Source organism: Candidatus Zixiibacteriota bacterium, from assembly GCA_017999435.1.
Classification (GTDB): Bacteria; Zixibacteria; MSB-5A5; order GN15; family FEB-12; genus JAGNLV01.
In genome coordinates this window covers 384,548-401,371 of sequence record JAGNLV010000003.1, presented here as the reverse complement: position 1 = coordinate 401,371, position 16,824 = coordinate 384,548, and the positions used below count along the sequence as shown (strand labels likewise).

At 66.9% G+C, this 16,824-nt stretch carries 11 protein-coding genes and 1 tRNA gene; 5 read left to right on the top strand and 7 right to left on the bottom strand.

Annotation, left to right across the window (positions count from 1 at the left end; genetic code table 11):
* Positions 1-74: 74 nt before the first annotated feature.
* Positions 75-1,796, top strand: a complete 1,722-nt coding sequence (locus KA261_09730) for a carboxypeptidase regulatory-like domain-containing protein (GenBank protein MBP7698077.1) — start codon at positions 75-77, stop codon at positions 1,794-1,796.
* Between the two features lie 98 nt (positions 1,797-1,894).
* On the opposite strand, the gene KA261_09725 is transcribed toward KA261_09730, so the two are convergent.
* Entirely contained in the window at positions 1,895-2,419 is a 525-nt protein-coding gene (locus KA261_09725; GenBank protein MBP7698076.1) for a hypothetical protein, read from the bottom strand.
* Between the two features lie 317 nt (positions 2,420-2,736).
* Between KA261_09725 and KA261_09720 the strand changes: the two genes are divergently transcribed.
* Positions 2,737-5,604: a S8 family serine peptidase gene (locus KA261_09720; protein ID MBP7698075.1), complete on the top strand. Its 2,868-nt coding sequence runs from the start codon at positions 2,737-2,739 to the stop codon at positions 5,602-5,604.
* Positions 5,605-5,612: 8 nt separating this feature from the next.
* Here KA261_09720 and KA261_09715 read toward each other — a convergent pair whose 3' ends face one another.
* Entirely contained in the window at positions 5,613-6,719 is a 1,107-nt protein-coding gene (locus KA261_09715; GenBank protein MBP7698074.1) for a hypothetical protein, read from the bottom strand.
* 121 nt (positions 6,720-6,840) lie between these two features.
* Here KA261_09715 and KA261_09710 point away from each other — a divergent pair, with 121 nt between their 5' ends.
* The 3 genes from KA261_09710 (at position 6,841) to KA261_09700 (ending at position 8,628) form a co-directional block, all read left to right on the top strand.
* On the top strand, positions 6,841-8,049 hold the full coding sequence (locus tag KA261_09710) for a right-handed parallel beta-helix repeat-containing protein (protein ID MBP7698073.1): 1,209 nt from the start codon (positions 6,841-6,843) through the stop codon (positions 8,047-8,049).
* Between the two features lie 165 nt (positions 8,050-8,214).
* Positions 8,215-8,304 (top strand) — tRNA-Ser (locus KA261_09705).
* Positions 8,260-8,628 carry a tyrosine-type recombinase/integrase gene (locus KA261_09700; protein MBP7698072.1) on the top strand — a complete coding sequence of 123 codons (369 nt, stop codon included), beginning with the start codon at positions 8,260-8,262 and terminating at the stop codon, positions 8,626-8,628. The genes KA261_09705 and KA261_09700 overlap by 45 nt, the downstream gene beginning before the upstream one ends.
* Positions 8,629-9,059: 431 nt before the next feature.
* Here the strand turns inward: KA261_09700 and KA261_09695 are convergent, their stop codons facing one another.
* The 5 genes from KA261_09695 to KA261_09675 all read right to left on the bottom strand — a co-directional run bounded on the left by KA261_09695 (position 9,060) and on the right by KA261_09675 (position 16,822).
* Positions 9,060-9,941 carry a caspase family protein gene (locus tag KA261_09695; GenBank protein MBP7698071.1) on the bottom strand — a complete coding sequence of 294 codons (882 nt, stop codon included), beginning with the start codon at positions 9,939-9,941 and terminating at the stop codon, positions 9,060-9,062.
* Positions 9,942-10,718: 777 nt separating this feature from the next.
* Complete coding sequence (locus KA261_09690; protein MBP7698070.1) at positions 10,719-11,921, bottom strand: hypothetical protein; 1,203 nt, start codon at positions 11,919-11,921, stop codon at positions 10,719-10,721.
* 197 nt (positions 11,922-12,118) lie between these two features.
* The gene (locus tag KA261_09685; GenBank protein MBP7698069.1) at positions 12,119-13,525 is read right to left on the bottom strand and encodes a S8 family serine peptidase; all 1,407 of its coding nucleotides are present in this window, start codon (positions 13,523-13,525) and stop codon (positions 12,119-12,121) included.
* Positions 13,509-16,271 carry a CHAT domain-containing protein gene (locus tag KA261_09680; protein MBP7698068.1) on the bottom strand — a complete coding sequence of 921 codons (2,763 nt, stop codon included), beginning with the start codon at positions 16,269-16,271 and terminating at the stop codon, positions 13,509-13,511. The genes KA261_09685 and KA261_09680 overlap by 17 nt, the downstream gene beginning before the upstream one ends.
* Positions 16,247-16,822: a hypothetical protein gene (locus tag KA261_09675; GenBank protein MBP7698067.1), complete on the bottom strand. Its 576-nt coding sequence runs from the start codon at positions 16,820-16,822 to the stop codon at positions 16,247-16,249. The genes KA261_09680 and KA261_09675 overlap by 25 nt, the downstream gene beginning before the upstream one ends.
* Positions 16,823-16,824: the final 2 nt, after the last annotated feature.

Sequence of the window (16,824 nt, the reverse complement as noted above, 5' to 3'; positions counted from 1 at the left end):
AGTCCCGGCGCGGCGGGCGGAAGGTCCGAGGACCCGGGCGGGGCGCCGGCGATTCGGTCAAGCGGAGGTGTGCGATGGTTGTTTCGGGTATCGGAAAGCGCGCGCTTTTGTTTTGCGGCGCGGTGCTGGCCGCCGGGGTGCCGGCGGCCGCCGCCGAGGTCGCGGGGCGGGTGTACGACCAGGCGAGCGGCGAGGCCATCCCCGGCGCCGTGGTGCGGGTGGGCAATTCGCTGGTCCAGTTGACGGTCGCGGACACCACCGACGCGGAGGGGGAATACCTCGTGAGCGGGCTGGCGAGCGGCACGGATTACACGGTGATGGCCTCGGCGGCGGGCTACCAATCGGCCGCGCTGACTATGGCCGCAGTGCCCCTCACCCACGACTTCGCCCTGCGATCCTTCGCCGACGGCTACCTGGTCGGGACCATCAATCAGGGGACGGTGCACTACGCGTACGCCGGCGGGGCCTGCTATCGGAGCGGCGGGGAGGTGGAGGCGGAGGAAGGATTCTTCCCGCACATCCGGGTGCCCTCGGCAAGCGTGGATTCGCTCGTGGGGCTGATCGGCGTAGATCCGGCGGCGACGCCGACGAGCGACTCGCTGGTCTGGGAGGCCTGCCGCAGAGTCTGGCACTGGCTGGCGGTCAACGCCCGCGCCGCCGGCAGCCACCCCCAGTGGACCGAGGCCAACAATTTCCTCATGGGTTACGACGACGGGTGGCCCTCGGTGGAGGCGATGGCCGAGACCTATTTCCAGTTCGGATTCCTGCCCTGGGGAACGTGCATGAGCCGGGCGCACATACTCGCCTCGCTGCTCTTCACCGCCGGCCTCCCGGACCGCGACCTGGGGATCGCCGAGACGCGCTGGATGTTCCGGTACAGCCAGCACATGTTCGCGGCGGTGAGGGTGAATCTCCGCTGGCTGTATCTCGACGCGACCCGCATGGTCGGAGAACTCCCCGACTACGCCGCTCTCGCCTCCTGCCCGGTGGATGGATCGGAAGACATCGACTACTGCTACCCCTACTCGCTCAAGGTCATTCCGGGGACGGCGGCGGCCGGGGTGCCGCTGCTGACGCACCGGACGAGCAACTCGCGCCACCTGTGTGTCGCGGCGCCGCCCGACGGGGCGGTGACGCTGTGCCCCGCGATCGCGGTGTGGGTGCTTCAGTCCGATCAGACAGCGCCGGGAGTGAAGGTCAACGGGCAGATGTGTGAGGCGCTCCCGGATGGGCTGTACTGCGAGCTGGCGGCGGCGGAGGGAGCGCTGCCGATCGTGGCCGAGGGCATGGCGGCCGGCGTACCGGTGAGAGATTCCATCCGGGTCGAGCGGGCCGCCTGTCCGCTCGATGCCGACGGCGACGGCTGGTGTTACGGGTGCGACAACTGCGCCGCGGTCGCCAATCCGGACCAGAAGGATGCGGATGGCGACGGAATCGGGGACGCCTGCGACAACTGCCAGGATCACGCCAACGCCGATCAGGTCGATGCGGACAAGGATGGGCGGGGGGATGCCTGCGACAACTGCCCGATGGCGGAGAATCCGGACCAGGCCGATGCGGACGGCGACGGGATCGGCGACGCCTGCTGCTGTACGGCCCGGGGGAATGTCGACATGGCGGGTGGCATCACCGTGGCCGACGTGACTCATCTGGTCGGCTATCTGTTCCGGGGCGGACCGGGGGCGGGGTGTCCGGCCCACGCCGATGTGAACGGGAACGGGGGGACGGAAGTGGCGGACCTGACGCACCTGGTGGCGTATCTTTTCCGGGCGGGACCGCCCCCGGCGGGGTGCTGAAGAACGCCGGGGCGAACTCTTCCGCCATTTGAAGCCCCCCGGTCACACTTGAGGAACGCGCGGAGAGACCGCAGTTCGGCGCCGATCAGGGGCTCGGGCTAAAGCGAGAACCGCCAGGCGCAGTACTGGTCGGCGCCGGCGGCCGCGTCCGGCGGACAGCAGAGGCATTGTGTCCGGATGCGGGGATCGATCGTGCGGGCAAAACCCTCGTACTCGACCAGACCGACCGATTTGCAGGGGAAAAGGGGAAGGCCTTTCCGGCGCCGAGCGGACTGTACGCGGCAGTCGACCATCTGGAACTCGAACGAGACCAGGGAGCCATCGGCCGCCCGCTCCTCTTGGAGAATTTCCTGCTCGTTGATGAAGGCGTAGAGGCGGAACCCAAGGGCGGTCTTGAGAGCCTCCAGGCCGCCGTTTTCGGGAAGGCGATGGAGGGCCATGATCCGGCGGGCCTCGATGGCGGTGAACTGCTCCCAGGCCTCGGCATCGAGGGCGATTGCTGTTTCCAATCCATAGCGGCGCTCGACGGCCTGGAACCAAAGGCCGTCATGAGCCAGCCAGTTTTTCGCAAAATCTGCGAGCATGGCGCGCAGCGTGTCGGGCGAGAGGTGGCCGAGATTCATGGTCTTTCGTGTCCTCGTGAGGCAGTGGTCGCTCTCTTGTTTATCGGAAATATCAGCAAACCGCTTGGCAAAGGCAAGCTTAGGAAGTATCTTGCTCTCAAGCGGTGAGAGACCGGCCGCCGACGCCGCGCCGCCCAGGCTGTTCGGGCCTCGGCCGACGACGGGCGGTCGGCGAGTCCTCATCCGGGCTGTTCAGGCACCCGCCCCACACCGGCGCCGCAAGGGCGCCGCAGCGGTCGGGGGCGCTCGATTCGGTTGCGTCAATCGGGCGCCGGACGCGTCACTAGGGAGTTGATTCTGAAATGAGGACGGGTCGTATGAGTGTCGCCGGTATGCGGATGCTGTCCATAGCACTGAGCCTCTGGATTCTGACGCCGCCGATGCTGTCGGCCGGCCGGCTGGCGCCGGAGCTGGAAGAGCGGCTGCAGGGGAAAGCGGCGGGAGAGAAAATCAGGGTCTGGATCGGGGTGACGGGGGCGGTCGATCCCCGCGCTCTCAAAGCCGCTCTGACTTCATCCTACCCCGATGGGGCGACCCGGCACCGCGAGGGGATGCGGCGGCTCAAAGAGGCCCACGGCGCGCGCCAGGCGAATGTGCTCGGATTTCTCCGGGGGCTTGAAGCCCGCGGCGAGGCCGCCCGGGTCCGCCCGCACTGGCTGGGCAACATCATCGAAGCTGAACTGACGCCGGGACAGATCCGGGCGGCGGCGCGGCGCGGCGACGTGGACTTGGTGGCGGCGCCGCCCGAGCTCACTCTCATCGCACCGGAACCGGCGCCGTCATCGGCGACGGCGGTCGGGGCCAATCTCTCGGTGATCAAGGCAAATCTGGCCTGGCAGGCCGGGTACACCGGCGCCGGGCGGCTCATCTGCTCGTTCGACACGGGGGTCGACGGCGCGCACCCGGCGATCGCCTCCGGATGGAAAGGTCTGGACGGCAACGCCGCGGCCGCCTGGTTTTATCCGCTCGACGAGGAACCGTTTCCGCACACCGTCGGCAACGACGGGCACGGCACGCACGTGATGGGCCTTCTGGTCGGGCACGACGATGCCACGGGCGATACGGTGGGGGTGGCGCTGGACGCCCGGTGGATCTCGGCGGCGGTGATCGATATCCACGGGGCCCCGATCTTTGATGCTTTCGAGTGGGCGGTCGACCCGGACGGCGACCCGACGACCTTCGGCGACGTCCCGGACGTGGTGAACCACAGCTGGGGGATCAGATTCGCCGAGTGCCGCGAGTTGTTCTACACGGTGGTGGAGAACATGGAGGCGCTCGGCATCGTCAACATTTTCGCGGCGGGTAACGAGGGATCGTTGCCGGAGTCGGTCCGCAACCCGGCTGACCGGGCGCTCGACTCGCTCGACTGCTTTGCAGTAGGCAACATCATCCACACGATGAGCCCGCCGGTCATTTACAGCTCCTCGTCCCGCGGACCCTCCCCCTGCACCGGCGGGATCAAGCCGAACGTGTGCGCGCCGGGTTACGCCGTGCGCTCGAGCCTGCCGGGCAACACCTACGGATTTTTGACGGGGACGTCGATGGCTGCGCCCCACGTGAGCGGGTTGGTCGCACTGCTGCGGCAGAAGAATCCGAACGCGACGCCGGACCAGATCAAGGCGGCCATTCTGACGACCGCCCAGGATTACACGTACTCTCTTCCGGACAACACCTACGGCTGGGGGGTGATCGACTGCCAGGCGGCGCTCAACGCGCTGCCCGGGCCCACGGCCGCGCCCAATCTCCGCATCTGGTCGTTCCCGCATCCGCTCGTGCATGCCGGGGACGTCGTCACCGGGCCGGTGATCCTCCAGAACCGCGGAACGGTGGTCGCCAATGTGGCGGGAACGATCACCGGATCCCACCCCGCGCTCAGCGTTCTCGACGGCTCGGTGTCGTTCGGGACCGCCCCGGCGTGGGACACGGTGCGGTCGAGCGATGTCCTCGCCGTGGAAGTGAGCGACACGGTGACGGAGGGCAGCATTCTGTCGATCGACTTCCAGATCGCCGGGAGCGGGTACTCCGTCCCGGCCAAGCTGTACTTCGTGGTCGAGCCGCGCTCGCAGCGGCTGCAGGCGGATCACGATGTCAACAACCTGCACTGCACGATCACGAACTACGGAACCTACGGGCTGGACACCGGCTCGTTCTTCCCGGCCAACGGTATCGGATTCCGGACCGCCCCGCTCTTCGACAATGAGGTCTATGAGTCGGCGTTCCTCCTCGGGCGGAGCATCACTCAGGTCTCGGATGGAGCGCGCAACTCCGCCGGCGAGCCGGACGGGGATTTTCGGGTGGCCCACGGCGGGAACATCGTCCGCTCCACGCCCGGAAAGAAAGCCGATCAGGAAACGTCCGCCCGCTTCGATGACAGCCGGGCGGAGAACCCCATCGGCCTCGCGGTCGTCCAGGAGACGTACGCCTTCACGGAGGCCTCCTTCGACGACTTTATCATCTTCCGCTATATCCTCACCAACTCCGGCGGGGTCGAGATCACCGGGCTGCGCGCCGGCCTCTACCTGGACTGGGACGTCGAGCAGTTCAGCCTCAACGCGGGGGGGTGGGATGCCGCCGACAGCGTGCTGTGGATGGCGTACAACGACGCCGGGACGCTGTCGCTGTTCCGGGGGATCAAACTGCTGGACGGCCCGCTGGCGTCGGCGTTCACCGCCGATGCGTCCCTGACCACGTATTACGGCGGCGGTCTGTCGGATGGGTGGACGGAGGCGGAGAAATACGCGGCTCTCGCCGCGGGTTTCGGGTCGGCGGAGACGTTCAAGACGGCCACGAAAGATCTTATGCAGGTGCTGGCGGCCGGCCCGATCACCATGGCCGCCGGGCAAACCGACACCGTGGCGTTCGCCGTGGTGACCGGTAACACGCTCGGGGAGATCAGGGCCAACGCCGATGCCGCGAGCACGGTCTACGAGGACGTGATCGCCGACTGCTGTCTCGGCCTGCGCGGCAACGTGAACGGCGATCCGGACGAGAATATCACCGTGGTCGACGTGACCTACCTGATCGCCTATGTGTTCCGGGGGGGGCCGCCGCCGCTGTGTCCCGAGGAGGCCAACGCCAACAGCGACGCGGGCGGCGCGATCACGGTCGCCGACGTGACCTATTTGGTCGCTTACGTTTTCCGGGGCGGGCCCGCCCCGGCGGCGTGCGGAACAACGGCGCCCTAAGTCCGGCCTCAACCCGGGGGGCGCGGGTCGCGGGCGAGCAGGGGCAGGCAGCGAACGCCGGAGGTCCGCGCTATATCGCCGGCTTCGGCGGGAAACCGGCAGAAAGCCAGGAGGGCCTCCTCCGGAACCGTCCCCAGGTCGAAATCACCCTCGCAGCGGTACTCCTCCTCCCGCACCCAGTCGCCGACGACGCCGCTTGATTGCAGGCGCCAGTGATCATCGGGCGGCAGCGCGGGCCGGGTTGCGGGATCGCAGTACTCAACCGGGAGAATGCCGTGCTCGCGGGCGACCGAGGCGTCGATAGCGACGCCGTAAGGTTCGAATGACATCTCGCGATACCGGGCGCGCCAGCGTATCAGCGGCAGCACTCGGTGCGGGGACAGGCCGGAGAAAGCGACGGCGCGCACACCCCGGGGCAAATGGCGGTCCGACGCAACGAGACGCCGCGATGTCAGAATCCTCCTCAGCGTGTCCAATGCGGTACGGGGGTAGGCGGGGGAGGCCAGGATGCTCCGATAGTAGTCGATCGGGAGTTCATCCGGCCATGGTCCGCGGGCCGCACGCGTCCAATGGGTGACATAATGACGAGAGAGCTTCTCGAGATCAGGGTTCAGCTCGCGTTCGGAGATCGCATACCGCAACGGCTCTTCCCGAGGGCGGTAGGCGACGGCGAAGCGGTCGACGACCGCGCGGCCCGCCGACCGGTACTCCGCCAGCCGGGTCGCCATGAAACCGCCGGGGCGGATGGAAATGGGGACCAGAAGGTCGGCCAGGCTGAAAACGACCTGGTCCCGGGCGGATGGGAAGGCCTTGCGCGAGTCGACCGGGAGCGGGTGAAAGGAGGCGGTCTCGCCGAGTCCGAAGGCGGCGCAGAGACTGTCAGGCGCCGTGCCGCGAGCCCCACCCGGTCCCGGAACGATCACGACCTGGGGCACACCGCGCAGACCGGCGGCGGCACAAATCAACTCCCAGGTAGGCATCCCCACAGAGCTGATCACAGTCAGTCCCTCGGCGCGGAGCCAGTCGAGGGCGGCCATGGTTTGCCGCACCCACGGAGCGGCGGCGCACGGCCGAAGCGCCTGGCGGGACAGCAGGAGAGCGGCATAGTGGGCCATCAGCGGGAATCTGGGCGGCGCGCGGGGCGCGGGGAATCACATTCTGCGGCCGCGGCGGTGGCCCGGCCTCCCGGCGGCTTTTTGCTTGCCCGCCGCCGCCGCGCAGCGCTTAATACGGCGTATGCGAAAGAGACTGGTGTTCAGTGTGCTCGTGCTTTTCGCGGCTCTGCCGGCGGCGGCGGAGCGCCTCACCGTGGAACGCGGCTCCGACCTGCAGTCGGTGATCAACTACGCCGCGAGCGGCGACACTATTGTAATCGCGGCGAAGACTTTCAGCGCCCGCCCGCGCCTGTTTACCGACTCGCTCTGCGGAAACTGCCTCGATCCGCACACGCCGGTGGAGGCGTCCCACGGGTTCATTATCCGCGGCAAGTCGCTCGAGCTGATCGGAGAAAGCCGCACCGAGAGCCGGCTGGAGACCAACGCCGGCTACGGGCTGTTCATCGTCGACTGCCCGGAGGTGCGCATCGCCAACCTCACGATCACCGGGGGACGGCGGGACAAGGACGGGAACGCGACCGACGCCGGGATCGTGGTGCGCAACTCGCGCGTCGACATCTCCGGCGTCACCATCGCGGGCAACACGCACCGGTTGGATTCAGTCGTGGTCGGCATCGGAGGCGTGTTCGGACGGGAGGGCTCCGAGATCGAGATCCGGGACTGCCGGATTGTCGACAACGGCTGGGACGGCGTGGCGCTCTACCGGGGCGCGGCGGCGACCGTGACCGATTGCGTGATACGGGACGGCCGGGGCGCCGGGATCGGCGTGACCTGGGATGCGACCTGTGCGGCCTACCGGAACGACATCAGCGGCTACTGGAAAGGAATCGGGGCGTTCGGAACCTCCTGGGTGATCGCGCGCAACAACCTCGTGCACGACAATCTCGGGTGGGGAATCATCGCGACCGGCGCCTCGTACATGGATATTGCCAACAATGTCGTGCACCACAACGGCAACTGCGGAGTGGCGCCCTGGTCGAGCGAGGCCCGCGGCCGGATCGCCAACAATATCATCACCGCCAACGGCTGGCGCGAGCAATGGGTGTGTCCGTGCGTGGGAGTCTGGAACTACGGCGACTGGGCCAAGTGGGAGTTCCGGTTCAACATCGTCTACGGCAACCAGGACGGCAACTACGAGGCAATCTGGGATCAGTCCGGCATCAACGGGAATCTCAACGGCGACCCGCTGTTTGCGGGAGAGGCGGATTTCCGTCTCACCAAGGGATCCCCGGGTATAAATGGCGGCGATACGCTGATCTATAACGCCGACGGCAGCCGTTCGCACATTGGCCTTGAGGGCGGCCCGCAGGCAAAACGAGTGCGGCGCTGACTGCGTAAGAGCGCCGGGACACGGCCGCGCCGGGTGCAGCGCAGGAAAGGTGCGGAACCGGGGCGGGCAATCCGCTGAACCGGACGCTTGGACGACGAGGGGGTTCGGAAGACGGACGCAGGGCGGGAAGGGCGGCCGAAGTGGACGAGACAGACATAACGGAACGGAGGAGTGGCTGAGTGGTCGAAAGCGGCGGTCTTGAAAACCGTTGTGCCCGCGAGGGCACCGTGGGTTCGAATCCTACCTCCTCCGCCATATTTCAGTTTTGGGCTCTTCGGCAAGGTAGCTGAAGGGCTTCTCGTAAGTGGGGGAGAGGCCTCAGTCGGTGAGCGTGAAGTTCGAAGGCTCCATACCCTCCGCCACCCCTTCGCCGGCCACCTGGTCATGTCCGGGGTCGACCTGCCCACGGTCAAGAAGCTCATGGGCCACTCGGACATCCCGACGACCGTGATCTACGCCCACCTCGCCGAGGCGGTGGATAAGATCAAGTTCCAACGCGCCACCATCTCGCCCATGCGGTGGCAGGCCGCACCCGAGGCGACGCAACGTACACTCGCTGGTCAAGCAGACAATTCATGAGTGGCGTTTCTGGCTGTTAGTCGTGTCGGGAAGACCGCCGGCGGCTGATCCCCCCCAGGCTGTCATGGCAACGCCGCTCGTGGCAGACCGTCGGGCGGTCGCTCGGGGGGATGAAGCTGAAAGGAAGGCCGGGCGCGGTCCCCGGCCTCTGCTGTGTAGCACCCACAGCCCGGAACCCGCCATACTCGTGCCAGCCGTTGACACAGCCGCTCAGGTTCCTGGTTCCGAGTTCACCTCTTGGCTATCAGAGGGAGCTTGCCTGGAAATCCGTTCGTCCGGATAACAGAAAAAAACAGTCCGCGGTGGTTCTTTTGGGCGGAGCGGTCCGACGAGAGACTTGCACTCACGCGCGCTCCCCCCTGCCCACCCCAAATGACAAGCCCGCCTCCGAGGAAGCGGGCTGTCATTACTCAGGAACAGGCGAAGAGGGGTCAGATATCCAGATCGCCGGTGTACATGTCGGTGTGTTTGGGATCGACTTTGAGTCTGTTCGCGGTCGCCCAGGCTTTCATGTTCACTTCGGCATACGTAGAGATCGCTTCGTTGTACGCCAACCCCTGATTGATGGCGCCGTCCAGGAAGAAATAGGTCCAGGCGCCATTCTGCAGATCGGGGGCGTCGTAGGAGTATTTGGATACGGAGGCGGTGGAGAGCACGGTGCCGGTTTTGCAGTCGGCATGGAAGTCGCCGATGACACAGGCATCGAGATTGATCGTCTTCTTCGTGCAGTTGGCCGCGTTGAGGTAGCCCATGACGTATGCGTGGGTCAGGTAGTACAGGTCCCGCGAGATAATGCTCGAACCACCCGACGGGCGCACTTTGGTGCCGTGGCCGGAATAGAAGAAGGCCACCTCGTCGCCGGGAACCGCCGCGTCGCGCAACCAGATCAGGCCCGCCTGGATGTTGGCCGCCGAGGCGCTGTAGTCAATGTCGCTGCGCACGGTGAAACCCTGGCTGTTCAGGAACGCTATGACATCGCGCGCATCGTCATCGCAGAAATTCAGATCATTGGCCGTGCCGTCGTAATCGGAGATCCCGATGACATACGCATACTTGTGAGCCGGGGTCGGGTTGGGATCGGCGGCGGAAAAGCCGTCGGCGACCACCCGGTCAGACGACTCAATGGGTGTGCCCAGCTTGGTGAATGCAGCTTTCACCGCATCCGGGCGGTTATCGATGAACTCGGGGCGCTGAACCAGGGTACCGGGGGTGTCCTGGCCGACAGCGGGACCGGTCGTCTGCGGGTCGTTCGAGCAACCAAAGAACGCCGTCATCATGCCCAACAGACTCAGAACCAGTAATAGCCTTTTCATGTGAGACCTCTCCTTAGGGTTGATTTGAAAACACTGATGAGGAGGGAGTTCACCCCAGAGCCAAACGCGACGACCTCCTCTCCCGAAGGACACGACGGCTTGGTTGCTTCGACAGCCCGTCCCCCCGTATCGTAGCCGGAGGACGGACGCCGCAGCTGTGGGTGCTGCCCCAATATATGCTCTGTCCAACAAATCTGTCCACGCTTTTTTCGTCGGCCCGGCCGAAATTCGCCTGCCCGGTTCGGCGTCACCAGGCGCAAGAGCACAACGGGGCAAGGAGGTTTCCGGCGACCCCGGCCGCAGGCCCGGCGAGTTCTTGTGAAAGTCAAATTCCAGGCGGGCATCCGGCGTTCGGTTCCCCTTGGCTCCGACCCTGCGCCCGGCCGCGAGGGGAGCGTGATGGATACGCCATGCTGCGTGATGGAGGGCTCCGGATTAGGCTGTGCGCCGGGCAATCCGGTCGTGGGGAAGCAGTGGCCGTGAGCGAGTCCCTCCCCCGAACCGAGAAGATACCTGCGCACCAGCCGGGCGACTTCGTGCGTGAGCTTGCTCCCCCCTCAGCCACGGGATAGCCGGGTCCGGAGGGCGGGCGGGGGAACGCGCCAAAAAGACAAAGAGGAAGGCCGGACCCTGATCCGGCCCTCCATCCTGAGACCGTCCAGCTCAAGACCGGTCTACTCTCTCCATGCCTGCCCGGATAGCGACGAAAGCATCGGCGTCCGGCGGGGAGGGAGTCCGGACGCCGAGGGCGTCTCACCGACTTTGTGGTGGAGACGTCTACGGTTCTGCCGTCAGCGCCATCTGGGAGATCTTCAACGTATCGCCCGCCAGGGGATAGCCCTTGACGGCAACGAAATCGCCGACCGCGAAATCGGCGAGGGTGATCTCCGCTCCGTCACGATCCCGCAATTTCGCCCCCGGGCAGACCCAGCAGATCCGCGTCTCGTTTTCGAAGGTGACGAGCCGAGCGGCGACATCGATCGTCGCGAGGCGGTCGCTGAAGGCGAGGCAGCGGCTCAGACACTCGGGCGTCAGTTTGATCACCGCCGCACGGAGGGTGGTTTCGTTGACGATGTCGGCCCGCAATTCTATCACGTCGCCGACCGCGACGTCGGTGAAGGCCAGAATTGAGTCGTGGTCGGAGCGATAGAAATTGCCGCCGTCCGACAGCGCCATACCCATGCGGTCGCGCCCGTTTTCATCCGGCTGTTCGTGGAGGATCCGGAGGTTGGTCCATATGACGGTCTCGGAGTCCACGGTGATGAGTTCGGTGCGGCCGGCGATCGTGAAGGTGCCGGCGGCGTAGTCGATTGAGGTGATCGTGTCCCGCACGGCGACATCATAGCCGCCTCCGCCGGGGCTGCACACGCCCAGGTGGCGGGCGTAGACATAGCGGTTCTGGTTGCGCTCGCCATAGAGCTGCACGGAATCGCCCGGATTGATCTCGTCGAACGGGACGGGCGCCTCGCTGTTACCGTTGAGGCGGACTACCGCGCAGTTCAGGTTGGCGATGACAGAATCCGGTTTCCCGGCGAAAGTCAGCATGCGGCGGTCCCGGTTGACCGTCTCGACGCGCGCCGCATACCGCACCGCTCCCGGTTCCTCACAGATCCCGATCCGGTAGGCGTTCACGCAGGCGTTCTGGTAGCGGTGACCGGCCACTTCGACCGAGTCGTTCACCCGGATTTCCGTGAAGGGGACGGGAGCTTCCGAGAAGCCGCTGTACCGGACAATCTGGCAGTTCTGCAGGGTCGCCACCGTGTCGGTTTCCCCTTCCAGGGTGAGTCTGAGGCGGTTCTGGTCGACGGTTTGTACGCGGGCGCGGAGCTGCAGCGAGTCGGCGGCGGGCGCCTTCGATTCGACTGCCGTGCCGTCGCTCCCTCCGGTCTGCGGTGCCGTGGGCGATTCGCTGCAGCCGATCATCGCCGTCAACAGCAGGCCCGCTCCCATCAGCGAGAGCCACTTCGTCCGTCCGTTCATGAAACCTCCTTGACAGAGTATTAAACGTTTGTTGTCCTCGCTTGCCTCGTGTCCTGTTAAGCAGAGGGCGGCGGGGAATGTTTCGTGCAGGGAGTTCGGATCGACGCGGCGGAATTGCGGTGCGGCAAATCAAGCAGAAACGCCGGGGGCCGCGGGGGCGTCCCGGCGTCGGAACGAGGACAAGGCGAAGCCGGTCCTCACGCGCCGCAGGGCATGGCGGCGCCGAGGAAGAGGTATTTGACGAGCAGAGTCAGATCGGCGATGTTGACGGCGCTGTCGCAGGAGACGTCGGCGTCGGCGAGCACGTCCAGTGTGGCCCCGCGGAACAGGTAATTCACGAGCGCGGTGAGGTCGTTGATGTCGACCCTGCCGTCGAGCGTGACATCGCCGCGGGTGATCTGCCCGGCCAGCGCCAGCGCCGCCGGCGGGTCAATCAGCCCGGCTCCCAACTGCGCTTCCAGACCCGGGTTGAGCGAATCGACGTTGTGGGATGACCGCGCCAGGATCGTGTCGATCCGCTCGGGTGTCAGACCGGGGTGCCGGCTGCGCAGGCAGGCGATCACGCCCGCCGCCATGGGCGCGGCAAAGCTCGTCCCGTCCCACCAGGCGAACAAGGTGTCGGCGTAGGCCGAATAGACCCGCGTACCGGGGCAGCACACGTCGATGCGCACCCCGTAGTTGGAGAAATCCGCCTTCACGTTGACCGAGTCCAGCGCGGCAACGGCAATGACGTTGGAGCGCGAGGCCGGAAAGGGGAAGAGGCTGGCGAGATTGGTGGAATCGTTGCCGGCGGACGCCACGACGCTCACGCCGGACTGCCGGGCCGTGCGCAGTGCGTCATCGAGACTCTCATCGACCCGGGTCATGCCCAGGCTCAGGTTGATCACGTCGCAGCCGTCGTCGATCGCCTGGAGGATGGCGGCTGCGATGGCGTAGGCGTTGCCCTGGCCGGCCGTATCGAGAACTTTGTAGACGTACACATCGGCGCCGGGTGCGACCAATTGGAGAACGGCGGCCACAAACGTGCCGTGAGCGGCGCAGGAACCGGCCGTGTCGGCCTGCGCCACGGAATCCTCCTCCAGGTAATCCCAGCGACTGACCAGGTCGCCGGGGAACGAGGCGAATACCGGGTGGTTCGCGGCGACGCCGCCGTCGATCAGCGCAATGCGTGCGCCGGCCCCCGTCGACACCAGGGCGGCGGTGGCCAGATCGAGCGTCACAGCCGCCGGCTGGTCTTCAAAAGTACCGATCAGCTCGGCATCGACGAACGGTGAACTCCGCTGAAACCCCTCCGGCGCCGCGAGATAGTAGTTGGGGCGGCAGAAGTCCACCCGCGCATCAGCGTCGATCCGGGCCGCAATCGTGTCGGGGTTCTGGCCCTGAGGGATCATCAGGAGGTACACGTCGGTGACCGGGAGGTGTCCCTTGACGGCGGTACCGTAGGTCTGGTTGATCTCCTCGATTGTCGAACCGGGGAGGACACGGCAGACAACATCGCCGGGCGTGTGGTTCGGCCGCTCCGCGTCGGCCCGGATCATGGCCGGCCTCGGGCCGGTCAACAGCACGATCCCGATCAGGGACAGGATCTTAAGGAGTCTTCGCATGGTCCTCTCCGAGAAAGCCGGCGCCGTGCAGGCCGAAGGCGGCCCAGTGATAGGCGGACGGGTATTTAAGCCGCGTCCGGCGCTCGGCATTGTGCATCGCCTGAACCAGCGATTTGCTGCTCAGTAGTTCGGCATAAAAGTGCTCCATGTACAGGGCGGTCGACTGATCCAGAACGGGCCACCGCCCGGCAAGGACGTTGCGCGCACCCATCTCCAGGAGTGCCCGCACGAAGCCCGTGGATTCTTCGCCGGGCAGCGTGACCTCCTCGCCCGAGCGGCAGGCCGCGAGCGTCGCCAACTCCACGCGGCACGAGCGGATCTGAAAATCGGCGGCAAAGAGCGGACCGTCCTCCAGCCGCAGGTAGGAATAGAAGGGATTTTCGACCACCAGTTGCGCGTGCCCGGCGTAATGCCAGATGAAGAATTCGCCTTCCTGCGGCCACGACGCCCGGGTCGCGGGCGCATGCATGATCGTGCGCCCGGGGGCAAGAGCCGCGAGGCGGGCAAGTTCGCCCTGGGCGGACGCCAGGTCGGATCCGGCGCCGCGGAAGAGGTGTATCGGCAATCCGGCGCCCGGACGGGTGCGGGCGAACCAATGGTGTCGGAGGCTGGGGGCCAGCACAAGCGCGTGGCGTTCGCCCAACAGCCCGCCGTCGCACTCGATCGCCTGCCACGGGAGGTTGGCCAGCGGACCGTCGGGAACGATAATGACCTGTGCCGCCTCGTCCGGGATCTCCAGCGCTGCCCACAGCCAGGCGCCGAACTCGCGCCAAAGCGCCTGCTCCAGCGGCGTTCGGCTCTCCTGCGCGGGCGCGTGGCGAACGACGTTTCGTTCGATGCAGAATCGCCACCGCTCGGCCAGGCGCTCGAGGCGCTCCCGCCCGCCGACAAAGCGGCGGGTGGCGACCTCTCCCCCGACGTGGACAAAGGCGAGGATGTCGCCGCCGGCTACCTGAAACTGCACGATGGGCGCCTGCCGCGACGCGGCCGCAATGCGGGCGCCCAATCGGGAGGTGTCGAGAGCCTCCGCCGTTGGAGCCTGGTCGATCGTCAGCAGGCACTCGCGAATCTCGCGGCGGAGGAAGTTCAGCCGGGCGGCCGAGGGGAGAGCGGCGCCGGCACCTATGGACCGATGCGCGGGGATCATGAGTTCCTGCGCCAGCGTCTGCACCCGTGCCGACAGCGCCCCGAGGCTCTGCTGTACCCGCCGGCGGGCGGCCGCCAGGGCGGGGTGTCGGGCGCCGGCGTTCCAGATTCCGGCCGTCCTGGCCCTTTCCGACCAGGCCGCCGCCTCGCGCGGGGTGTCGCTGAAATACGATTCTACCAGGCGCTCGTGCGGCGACTTCGCCGCGCGCGCATATTGGTTGCGCAATTCCATCGGCGGCAGCGCCGATCGGACCAGATCGAGGCGGTCGGCCGCTTTCCGCCAGGCCGTGAGCGCCGCCGCCCGCCGCCCGGAGACGAGGTGAAGGTCCCCCTCCGCCACCTGCCAGGCGGCGTAGAGATGGGGCACGCACCACGCGGCCGGATTGCGGCGAAGGCGCGCCAGGTAGACCGGCGTGCGTCCGCTCAGTTCGATCGCCTTCAGATCGCACACCGCCTGCCAGAAGAACAGCGCCGCCCGGTCGAAGCATCGGCGCGCCGCGCGCAGCGCGGTCTGCCGCGTCCCCGGCGATCCCTGGTCGAGATCCGTCCGCAGCAGGTGCAGGGTTCCCAGGTACCCGGCATGCCGAAGGGCGGCAAACCCCTGCTCGGCTCTGGCCCACGCCGCCCGGGCCCGGTCCTTTCGGCCGAGGCCGGTCAGCGCATAGGCCGCGAACAGGTGCGCCTTCCCCGACTCATATTCGAGCTTCAGCGTCCGAAACCGTTTCCCCGCCCGGCCGGCCAGGTCGAGGGCGTCTCGATAGAGCCCCAACTGGAGAAACACTTCCGCCCGGTCAAGCAGGCAGAGCGCCACGCCGCGGGGATCGCCCGCGGTCCGATACGTTGCCTCGCATGCAGCGAGGTCGGACAGGGCCTGGTGGAAACGGCCGGTCAGAAGATTCAGCCAGGCCAGAGCGTAGCGGGTATCGCAGGCATCGAGTTCGTACCCCGACTCGGTGTACGCGGCGAGGGCGTCCCGGTAGAGCTTCTCGGCCTCGTCCATTTGGAAGAGCTGCACGAGTACGTTGGCCCGGTTGTAGTTGGTGCGGGCCAGGGCCAGTTTGTTGCCGCTTCGCGCGAAAAACAAGGCGGCCTGCCGGTAGAGCCGGTCGGCCTCGACCGGTTTGTCCCGGCGGTGGTAGAGATTGCCCAGGTTGACGCGCGTCTGCGCCAGATCGGACTCGGCCTCGAGGGCGCTGAAGGCGCGGAGGGCAGCGCGGCCGGCGGCGGCGGCCGCCCGGTCATTGCCCAGGTACATGTTGATGTCGATGAGCGTGCGGTCGATGCGGCCGCGGATCAACAAGTCGTCGCCGCAGAGCGTGCGCGCGGCCCGGTAGCAGTGCCGCGCCTCGGCGTGCCGGCCGGAGAAGTGGTGCATCCGTCCGAGCGAGCGCCAGGCCGTCTGCCCCAGTACCCGTCCGCCGTGCGCCTGCGCCCGGGCGTGAAACCGCTCGGCCAGTCCAAGCGCGCGGCGAATCGACGTGCGAAACGCCTTCTGGATCAGCTTCTCACAGGCGGCGGCCACGGCGCTCTCGCCGTGAACCCCGGTCGATCCCGTGCGCAGGAACCGCCGCGCCGCTATGTCCGTCTCGTTCGCTTCCATTGGAGTCTGGAGACAATGACGCGGGTTGCGGCGGTGTGCACGACAAGGCGGGCGGGCGGGCGCGGCGCCCGCCACTGGCATACCCCGAGGTCATCCGGATAGACCACTTCTGCGTCGGTCTCTATGACAAATCGGTCGGAGGTGCCGACGCACTGCGCGATGCACGACCACCCGGTCTCTTTCTGTTCAACCCGCAGCTCTACCGCGACCCCAGCCGCTTCGAAGTGCAGGCGGCGGTCGTTTTCGACCGCCGGTCCGCGCACGCCGACCGCCGCCGGCGCCGCCCAGGAATCGAATACCAGACGCGCGGCCACCTCGACCAGTCGGGCACCCGACGGCGCACCTTCCCGGGCGATTGACCTGGCCCGCCTCAGGAAGTCGGCCGGTGGTGCGGGAAGGGGAGGGCGGCCGATCAGGGAGTAGTACCGGGACAGCATCTCGTACGCCTCCCGGCACACGTCGCAGGCGGCCAAGTGAGAATCCGACGGGGGAGTGCCCGCGCGCGCAATTTCGATTAGCCGCTTCCGAGTCAGGTGCTTCTCTGGGCTCATGA

What these genes read in the sequence shown, in the direction of transcription:
- KA261_09730 (MBP7698077.1), top strand. Translation starts at nt 75, where the DNA reads ATGGTTGTTTCGGGTATCGGAAAGCGCGCGCTTTTGTTTTGCGGCGCG.
- KA261_09725 (MBP7698076.1), bottom strand. Translation starts at nt 2,419, where the DNA reads ATGAATCTCGGCCACCTCTCGCCCGACACGCTGCGCGCCATGCTCGCA.
- KA261_09720 (MBP7698075.1), top strand. Translation starts at nt 2,737, where the DNA reads ATGAGTGTCGCCGGTATGCGGATGCTGTCCATAGCACTGAGCCTCTGG.
- KA261_09715 (MBP7698074.1), bottom strand. Translation starts at nt 6,719, where the DNA reads ATGGCCCACTATGCCGCTCTCCTGCTGTCCCGCCAGGCGCTTCGGCCG.
- KA261_09710 (MBP7698073.1), top strand. Translation starts at nt 6,841, where the DNA reads ATGCGAAAGAGACTGGTGTTCAGTGTGCTCGTGCTTTTCGCGGCTCTG.
- KA261_09695 (MBP7698071.1), bottom strand. Translation starts at nt 9,941, where the DNA reads ATGAAAAGGCTATTACTGGTTCTGAGTCTGTTGGGCATGATGACGGCG.
- KA261_09690 (MBP7698070.1), bottom strand. Translation starts at nt 11,921, where the DNA reads ATGAACGGACGGACGAAGTGGCTCTCGCTGATGGGAGCGGGCCTGCTG.
- KA261_09685 (MBP7698069.1), bottom strand. Translation starts at nt 13,525, where the DNA reads ATGCGAAGACTCCTTAAGATCCTGTCCCTGATCGGGATCGTGCTGTTG.
- KA261_09680 (MBP7698068.1), bottom strand. Translation starts at nt 16,271, where the DNA reads ATGGAAGCGAACGAGACGGACATAGCGGCGCGGCGGTTCCTGCGCACG.
- KA261_09675 (MBP7698067.1), bottom strand. Translation starts at nt 16,822, where the DNA reads ATGAGCCCAGAGAAGCACCTGACTCGGAAGCGGCTAATCGAAATTGCG.